The organism is Limosilactobacillus agrestis (assembly GCF_014145585.1).
Classification (GTDB): Bacteria; Bacillota; Bacilli; order Lactobacillales; family Lactobacillaceae; genus Limosilactobacillus; species Limosilactobacillus agrestis.
Genome location: NZ_JACIVF010000069.1, coordinates 1 through 7719, shown reverse-complemented (window position 1 = coordinate 7719; position 7719 = coordinate 1). Strand labels below are relative to the sequence as shown.

Annotated in this window: 11 protein-coding genes; 4 read left to right on the top strand and 7 right to left on the bottom strand. The window is 37.0% G+C overall.

The features are described from left to right. The 4 genes from H5R88_RS08355 to H5R88_RS08340 all read left to right on the top strand — a co-directional run. Positions 1–884: LysM peptidoglycan-binding domain-containing protein (locus H5R88_RS08355; protein WP_182600776.1), on the top strand; the 884-nt coding region annotated here is incomplete at its 5' end. A gap of 65 nt (positions 885–949) precedes the next feature. Continuing rightward, positions 950–2401, top strand: coding sequence for a hypothetical protein (locus tag H5R88_RS08350; protein ID WP_182600775.1), 1452 nt, complete (start codon positions 950–952; stop codon positions 2399–2401). A 1-nt stretch (position 2402) separates the two neighbouring features. Continuing rightward, positions 2403–2699, top strand: a complete 297-nt coding sequence (locus tag H5R88_RS08345) for a hypothetical protein (protein WP_182600774.1) — start codon at positions 2403–2405, stop codon at positions 2697–2699. Between the two features lies 1 nt (position 2700). After that, complete coding sequence (locus H5R88_RS08340; RefSeq protein WP_182600773.1) at positions 2701–2850, top strand: XkdX family protein; 150 nt, start codon at positions 2701–2703, stop codon at positions 2848–2850. 697 nt (positions 2851–3547) lie between these two features. Here H5R88_RS08340 and H5R88_RS08330 read toward each other — a convergent pair. The 7 genes from H5R88_RS08330 to H5R88_RS08300 all read right to left on the bottom strand — a co-directional run bounded on the left by H5R88_RS08330 (position 3548) and on the right by H5R88_RS08300 (position 7571). After that, positions 3548–4678, bottom strand: coding sequence for a tyrosine-type recombinase/integrase (locus tag H5R88_RS08330; protein WP_182600772.1), 1131 nt, complete (start codon positions 4676–4678; stop codon positions 3548–3550). Between the two features lie 2 nt (positions 4679–4680). After that, a complete protein-coding gene (locus H5R88_RS08325) occupies positions 4681–4998 on the bottom strand; it encodes a hypothetical protein (protein ID WP_182600771.1) in 318 nt (105 codons plus the stop codon). A 122-nt stretch (positions 4999–5120) separates the two neighbouring features. Further along, positions 5121–5693, bottom strand: coding sequence for a hypothetical protein (locus tag H5R88_RS09720; RefSeq protein WP_231824885.1), 573 nt, complete (start codon positions 5691–5693; stop codon positions 5121–5123). A 14-nt stretch (positions 5694–5707) separates the two neighbouring features. Beyond that, complete coding sequence (locus H5R88_RS08315) at positions 5708–6193, bottom strand: hypothetical protein (RefSeq protein WP_182600770.1); 486 nt, start codon at positions 6191–6193, stop codon at positions 5708–5710. A gap of 20 nt (positions 6194–6213) precedes the next feature. Continuing rightward, positions 6214–6672 carry a hypothetical protein gene (locus H5R88_RS08310; RefSeq protein WP_182600769.1) on the bottom strand — a complete coding sequence of 153 codons (459 nt, stop codon included), beginning with the start codon at positions 6670–6672 and terminating at the stop codon, positions 6214–6216. A gap of 224 nt (positions 6673–6896) precedes the next feature. Then, a complete protein-coding gene (locus H5R88_RS09605) occupies positions 6897–7217 on the bottom strand; it encodes a hypothetical protein (protein ID WP_220477599.1) in 321 nt (106 codons plus the stop codon). 75 nt (positions 7218–7292) lie between these two features. Next, positions 7293–7571: a hypothetical protein gene (locus H5R88_RS08300; protein WP_182600767.1), complete on the bottom strand. Its 279-nt coding sequence runs from the start codon at positions 7569–7571 to the stop codon at positions 7293–7295. Positions 7572–7719 lie beyond the last annotated feature (148 nt).

Here is a 7719-nt window from a genome sequence, read left to right as displayed (position 1 = left end):
CTGATGCACAAAATGAAGCTCGATTCTTCGTTAAGATCGCTAAGCAATTTGGTATGTATGACGATACTTTGATGATTGATGATGCGGAAGTTCATTCGGCCACAGATTATCAATCAGCATCATTAGCCTTCCTCCAAGAAGTAGAAGCTCTTGGCTATAAGAACACTGGAATTTACTCCATGAAGTCCTTCTTTACCGGTGGCATTCTTAATTCGCACGGCTTTGGTTCACGTAAGATTTGGGTTGCTGGTTATGGTGTAACCTCATTAGGTATTGACAACGCAAATGCTTGGCAAACAACCGATCATGGTATTATGGGTATTGATACAAGCCTTGACTTTGATGGTGCCTTTACCACTGGTGCAACTGCTGGTACAGTACCTCAAATTAACGTTTCAGCGCCACAGCCAGTTCAACATGTTGGCCACCCAGCTACTGGAACCTATATTGTTCAGCCAGGCGATACATTGAGTGGAATTGCTGAAAAGTATGGGACCACTTGCCAGAACTTAGCAGCAATTAATAGCATTGGTGATCCTAACCACATTAACGTTGGTCAGGTGCTTAAAGTTACTGGTCAACCAACAAGCGAAAATACTTACTTCGTCCAAGCAGGTGATACACTAAGCGGGATTGCCATTAAATTTGGCACCACTGTCTCTGACCTCGTAAGCCGTAATCACATTGCTAACCCGAATGTGATCTACGTTGGTCAAAAACTTTACTTAGCCGGCAACGGACAATCCAATGCTTACACTGTTCAAGCAGGGGACACCCTAAGCGGAATTGCGTCTAAGTTTGGGAAGACCTGGCAAGCATTAGCTCAAAAGAATGGAATCGCAAACCCCAACGTAATTTATGTTGGTCAGACAATTCAGATTTAATATAAGCCCTAGTAATCGTTGTAGTGATGTAAAGATTGCTAGGACTTATATTATAGGAGGTTTTTATGCGAGAGATAAAAATTCCAAATGTATCGCAAAAGCGTACTGATAACTTAGAAAAGTATTTAATTCAGTTAATCGATGATGGCAAGCCAACTCCGTTGGATCAAAGTGTTAATTATCGTGCGTTCATTACCTATGATGGTAGCCTAGTTACACCAACAGGAATTGAATTAACTATTCAAGATAATCAGCTAGTACTAGACAGCGCCAAACTCGATTTACCAGCGGGGATTTATCGTTTTGAAATTTGGGCTGAAAAAGATGGACAACGGGCAATTTACCCTGATACTGGGATGAAATGGCTGGTCATAAATTCTAACGCAACCGACCTGCCAAACGGGACAGTAACATCGTTAACGCTTGATGAGTTTGTTAAAGAGTTTAAGAATTTAGTGAAAGACGTTGGTAATTCTAGCAATCCTAATCAAGGAGGTAACATTGAGGCTTCAATTGATACTGACAAGCGCACTATCACGATCAACGGTAAGTCACTAACAATTCCTGAACAGGTTGATCTAAGCGGGCTGGCAAGTAAGGACGATATAGCAGGATTAGTAAAGCAAACTGAGTTAGCAGAATACGTTAAAAAGAACGATCTACCAAGCATACCTAATATGACCGACTATGTTAAGAAAGAAGAGCTACCTAAGCAACCCGACTTAGCTAAGTACGCTCTAAAGTCTGATCTGCCAGATTTAACAGGTTATGCGAAGATGAGTGACCTTCCAAGTGTCACTGATTTAGTGAAAAAGTCTGAGTTAGCAAACTATGCTAAGAAATCAGATCTTCCAGTAATTCCAGATTTAACGCTATTTTTAAAAACGGCAGACGCTGATAAAAAATTCGCGACTAAATCTGAAATCCCTAGCCTTGATGGCTATGCTAAAAAGACTGATTTACCTAAAGAACCTGATTTGTCCAACTACGCTACAAAAGATGATTTGAAAACAGTAACCTCTAATATAACAAGGCATGGACCGACAGGATTCTATTTAGATAGAACGACTAATCCCATGCGTTATGTTTTCGATAATGGATGTACTATAACGCTAAAGTCAGGATTTGATAACGCCATTGCTGGTGATGGTTTCGGCATTAATGAATATGTCAACAGCATTGAAGGTTCGTGGCCGTTGGCAAATAGTATTATGTCATATGCTCATGGGACGGTTACACATAAGATAATCGAAGACTCTCATGGCTCCCCATCTGCTATTTATAACGGAATAGTTATCACTGACCCTGTTAATGATGCAACGGTCTGGGAGTGGTCCAATGTATTTTTTAACGACAAAGATAGGCAGGATTTTTTAGCAAGTCCAAGTGGTATGTGGGGTGGTCACACTGATTATGGAAAGTATGGAGAAAGAGAATATATAAGAATGCTCTACTCGTTAGGACTTATGGATGAAACAGATATACAGTCCTTTGGCGCTGTAAAGAAAGAGGGATAATATGAGTTTTAAAATGGTTTATGAATTTGACGCTCAACATTATTTTGTTGGCCCAACTATGATTCCAATTGATCGTGAGTTGTCTGCAACTCAGACAGAAGTTGCACCAAATTCGGAAAAAGATAACTACTGGACGGGGACGGCTTGGATTCATAAGGAAAAGCCGACACAAGAACAGCTGTTAATGATGAAGCAGCAAGCTCAGATTAATCAGTTAACTGCGACTAACAAAGAGCTACAGCGAATGGTAATGACTCAACAAGCGCAGATCATGGAATTACAGAAAGAGGGCAACTAATATGATGGACACAATGACAATGCTTAAGATGTTCTGGAACGACTGGGGCAATACTGATCCAGAGTATTACAAAGTGTACGTAGGAACTGGTCCAGATACAATTACACCAGCTCAATACAAAGAACTCACTGGAGTAGATTACGTAGCATAAACTAATAGCCTGCTGGTCGATAGACTGGCAGGTTTTTTTACGTTATATAAGAGTAATGCTACATAATAGGTAGAAATAGTAATTTGCAAACGCTTATTTAGCGGAATTTTAATTAAAGATACCTTAAGCAGAATTGCGGCTAAGTTTGGTAAGACCTGGCAAACATTAGCCCAGAAGAACGGGATTGCTAATCCGAACGTGATTTATGTTGGTCAAACAATTCAGATTTAGTATCAGCCCTATTGATTGTTGTAAAATTCGCAATAGCTACTAGGGCTTTTTTTGCTTTGCGGTTTCGACTCGTGGCTTAATTAGATATGATATAATACATACATCGAGTGGTTTAAAATTAAAACGGCATCTCTCATTTGAGGGATGCCGTTAATTATCTGGTAGGTAGTTGGTAGTTTTTTTGTGAGTAGTTTATGACTACCTCGTGAATATTTTATGAGTTTCTACCTATTTAAATTAACTAATTGAATAGTCCATGAATACTTCATGAATAGCAGATGAAATAGCTTAGCAAATCCGTGAACGTACTGGTAAGGCTACTCGTATCGCTGAACGTCGTCGCGACAACTAGTAGTGCAGAACCCTTGTGTATCAAGGGTTCTTTTTTTGTTTTAAAATTATTTTTAAGGAAAAAGAAAGAGCAAAAATAATTTTTTAAAGTAAATGGTAGGTTTTTGGTAGGTTTTTACAGTTCATCAAGTTTTGATGCTTCCTTTTCAATTACTTTTTGTGTCACATGAAGATATATCTGGGAGGTAATCTTACTATTGGAGTGACCAACTCTTTGTTGGATTACATATAGTGGAATTCCTAACTCGGCCATTTTCGAGATGTGGGTATGTCTGAATACATGAGTACTTAGTGGTTTATTAAGTTTAAGTTTCTTCTTTGCTGATCTTAAAACAGTATTTACTGATGCCGTTTGAATTGGTGTGCCGTTTTCAGTTGCGAAGATAAAGCCTTTGCCATTAGATTTTTTCTTCAGATCAAGATAAATTTGAACGGCTTTCTTTGGTAGTACAACGCTACGGACTGAGGATGATGTTTTAGGTGCGTTGCTCTTTTTTTGTTCTTTGATTTTAATTCGTTTATACTCTAATGTACCGGTTATATCTACAAACCAATGATTGTCCTTTTGGTAAACATCATCAAAACTTAAAGCGGCTGCTTCGCCAAAACGTAGCCCGGTGAGATATAACCATTCGCAAAGTTCTCCGTAGATCCGAGTATTGTTATATAGATAGTTGAGGACGGCTTTCAGTTCATCAGCTTCGAGAAACTTATCTTTAATTTGTTGACCATTAGCAGGGGCCTTATAATCAATTTTAACGTTATCAATCGGGTTATCTTTTGTATATGAGTGTTTTACGGCATAATCAAATAACTTATGCAGATAGTACTTATATCGTGATACATAGCCACTGGACAATTCTCTATCCCCATACATTAGATTTTCTAGTTTTTCAGTAATGATAAGCGGGGTAAATTTTTCAACTAAGGCATCGTTGCCAAAAATATCTAGTAAAGTATTAATCATTGTTTGATGGCTATAATACGTTGATCTCCTAATTCGTGGTTTTTCATATTCGGTATATTCATCAAGTAACTGTTTGAGTGTAATTCCATGAATTATTTTTCCGATACCGACTTTTGATAGGACTTTGGATATGCGATTATCTAGAATAATTTGAGCTTGCTTAGCAGTACTCTTTTTATGATCTTTCATAGTAATACTGATAATTTTAGTCTTATTAGTTAGAGGATCTTTATATTGCTCAAAGAAGCGGAATTTCCCATTGCGTTCTTGCATCCACATAATTATTCACCTCCAATCTCCATCATACTTACTGATTCTTCTAAACTATCAAGTATTTCGTTAGTTTCAATAAAGTTGACCCATTGTTGGGTAGGAGTGTTCCTATTAGCTTTTAACGCTTTAGAGAGCTTATCGTAGACATTACCAATAAAATCATCAGTATATTTATCTACAACACGTTCAATCTTTGCTTCGTTCCATCGCTTAGCAGGTTGGCGTTTTTTATTTTTAGCTTCTTGTTCCGTATGTACCTTATTCTTAAAAATAGTAATTGCAGTAGAGTTATTATCGATATATTCAAGTAGTTCATTTTTATTCATGGCGAGTGGTCCTTTCCGTACATATGTTCTTTTGTAGTACTTTTTAAACCGGTCGAAATCGACCGGTTTAAAACTTGAATATTAAATAGCTTTTAATGTCATCAATTTAGTTGGACAAGATTTTATTTTTTAAATTGTTTTCCACAATTCATGCATACAAAGTCTGTCTTCTTTGAGCCTTTACCAGCAAATCCTGCTAAGGCACCAACTTTAAGCCCACCAGTAACTACTGTTCCAGCTACAGCCTTACCAACTGAAAATCCTTTTTTGTGAACTCCGAGTGGTTGTACGTTTGTGCTTCTACACTTGGGGCATTTTATTTTATTGCGGTTTTTCAGTTGATATTTTTGAAGCTTGATTTCATTCTTTTGAATTTTTAGCTCGTTTTTCTTAAGCTTTTCGGCTTGTCTTTGCTCTTGTCGTGCTTTAGCTTCTTCACGATATTCTTGAAGTCTTTGTTCACGTTCTTGGTCATCCTTTGCTATTTGTTCCGGAGTTCGCTTATCTTTGAAACGTGGTTGGGTTCCCATAACAAGCCAAATCGCTATGAAACAAATTCTTCCCAGCCAAGGAATATTGAATGAACAAATATTGATTAACCCAATGATGAATCCGGCGACTAATCCGATTGCAAAACCACCAGAAGGATCACCCTTCCAAAATTGTGGTTCTTTCTTATTGCTTTCAGCATTCATTAATCTTCCCCCGTTTAATATCGTTGATTTTGATCATAGTCGGGCATACTTTGCCCATTTGCTTCTGCTTGGTCACGCTTAAATACCCAATTCTGGAAGTTTTGTGTTTCACTGCCATCAGGGTTTTCGATACCTTGCTTAACGTTCCAATCATGTTGTATGCTTGCGGTTTCAGCTTGAACTTTTGGATCACCACCAGAAGTAGGGGAACCAGTACCGTTAGAATTAAAGTGGGGTACTTGGGTATTTGATGCTGAACTAGTTGAAGTGTTAGATAATGGAACATTAATATCTAAATCATTCGAATCAGTGTCTTGATCATCTGAACTTACAAGATTTAATGAAAAATCATCATCTTGAGCTTCGTCATGAGTATGATGTTTTTTCACGCTGGATGATTCAGTGGATTGCTTATTATTTTTCTGTGATGCTGAGTGACTACAACCTGCTAGCGATAGGCCAGCAACAATAGTTACACAAATAAGGCATATTTTCTTCATTGTTGTTTCCCCGAGTAAATTTAGTTTAAGCCGCCGTCAGGAGCTGATAGCGATTGTGATTGTTGTTGCCGTGTAAGAAACCATGTTTTATTTTCATCGAGTTTATTTCCTTGCATATCCAATAGGTCAATGTGTGCTTCGTAAGTATGGGTACCAGAAGCTATCGGAAATAGAGGCGTAGTTAACGAAAAGTTTGTACTATTAAGACCATTCTCAATAGAGTTAATTGGATTAATTTTAATAGATCCTGGATTAGTGGTAACATACATATCAACTATTAGATTGCCTTTGTTATAATTATCCTTATAAACAGTTAGATGGAATTGGTAAGGTGTGTGAGGATTATATGCCATTACAGAAATATTAAAAGTTACTTGAGCTTGAGATGGCAACGCTTGAAAATTAAAATAGGCGGCTTTGTTTCCATTAGTATCAATAGGATAAAAAGCACCGATATTATTAGTAAAAAAATTATTCATAATAAAAATCACCTCTGGAGATGGTAAAATGTTTAGCAGAAATAATATTCAAAAATTTGTTGCTAGTTTAAACGATGACGAAGTTGTCAATCTATATGCTGCTCTCTCAATGTACATGTTTCCTTATATGCAAAGAAAGGATGCGTTAGGATCAGCGATGGTTCATAGAAATGTTTTGAGAGGTAATCTAGTAAAAGAACTAACCAAAATTATGGAAGACGGTCCTAATCGCGTTCCTCTGGATCTTGGCTACTAAGACCTTCTTTTTTAGTGTTGGCCTTAGTTGAAGCTGTGTTAAAGTCATCGTCATGGGTTCCTTGCTTTAGTTTTTCTTCCATAGCTTCTTTATTAAGCTTCGGAACGTCGATCATCTGATCAAGCCTTTCAGACATAGCATTGTACGCAATCCGTAGTTCGGAATAAAATATTGCTAAAATTATAATTGCGACGATCAAAAAGGAAATGATTAAACCAAACATGAGATAATAGTTTTTAAAACAGACAGCAACAACAGAAGATATTGCAGCACAAAATAAAGTAATCAAAAGATCTAGCAATCCTTTTGCAGGCCACGGTTTGTTTACGATAATATTCACATCCTTTCTTTAAAGGAGGTCTAGCTAGAGTTTAGCAATGGCATATCCAATAATAAGCATTGCCATTGGGCTACCTAGGTCTTGAAAAAACCTATTAAAAATATCAGAACTTTTTTTAATATCAGTCTGATTTTTAAATTCCTTAGTGTTCACCATTAGCCATATGTCGATATACGTATACATAATTGCAATCAGGATAGCAATCCAAAGGATAGATGCAAGATTGCTCTTAGTTGCAAGCCAAAGTAGCGGAATACAAAAGATTCCTAAAATAATTGTTGATACTATATTTAAAGCTTTCATTATAAAATACTCCTCGTAATTTTTTAATCTAAGTACCACAGTTCAACTTTTATGAAGTGCCCTACAATTGTTAGACAAGAAATCTAATGATTGTGAGGCACTTTTTTATATGACCAAATATAAAACAGAACTGAAAACCCAAATTGTT

Bases quoted from the DNA above. Each gene is read 5' to 3' on its own strand.
- H5R88_RS08310 (WP_182600769.1), bottom strand. From the start codon at position 6,672: ATGAATAATTTTTTTACTAATAATATCGGTGCTTTTTATCCTATTGAT.
- H5R88_RS09720 (WP_231824885.1), bottom strand. From the start codon at position 5,693: ATGAATGCTGAAAGCAATAAGAAAGAACCACAATTTTGGAAGGGTGAT.
- H5R88_RS08340 (WP_182600773.1), top strand. From the start codon at position 2,701: ATGATGGACACAATGACAATGCTTAAGATGTTCTGGAACGACTGGGGC.
- H5R88_RS08300 (WP_182600767.1), bottom strand. From the start codon at position 7,571: ATGAAAGCTTTAAATATAGTATCAACAATTATTTTAGGAATCTTTTGT.
- H5R88_RS08315 (WP_182600770.1), bottom strand. From the start codon at position 6,193: ATGAAGAAAATATGCCTTATTTGTGTAACTATTGTTGCTGGCCTATCG.
- H5R88_RS08325 (WP_182600771.1), bottom strand. From the start codon at position 4,998: ATGAATAAAAATGAACTACTTGAATATATCGATAATAACTCTACTGCA.
- H5R88_RS08330 (WP_182600772.1), bottom strand. From the start codon at position 4,678: ATGTGGATGCAAGAACGCAATGGGAAATTCCGCTTCTTTGAGCAATAT.
- H5R88_RS08345 (WP_182600774.1), top strand. From the start codon at position 2,403: ATGAGTTTTAAAATGGTTTATGAATTTGACGCTCAACATTATTTTGTT.
- H5R88_RS08350 (WP_182600775.1), top strand. From the start codon at position 950: ATGCGAGAGATAAAAATTCCAAATGTATCGCAAAAGCGTACTGATAAC.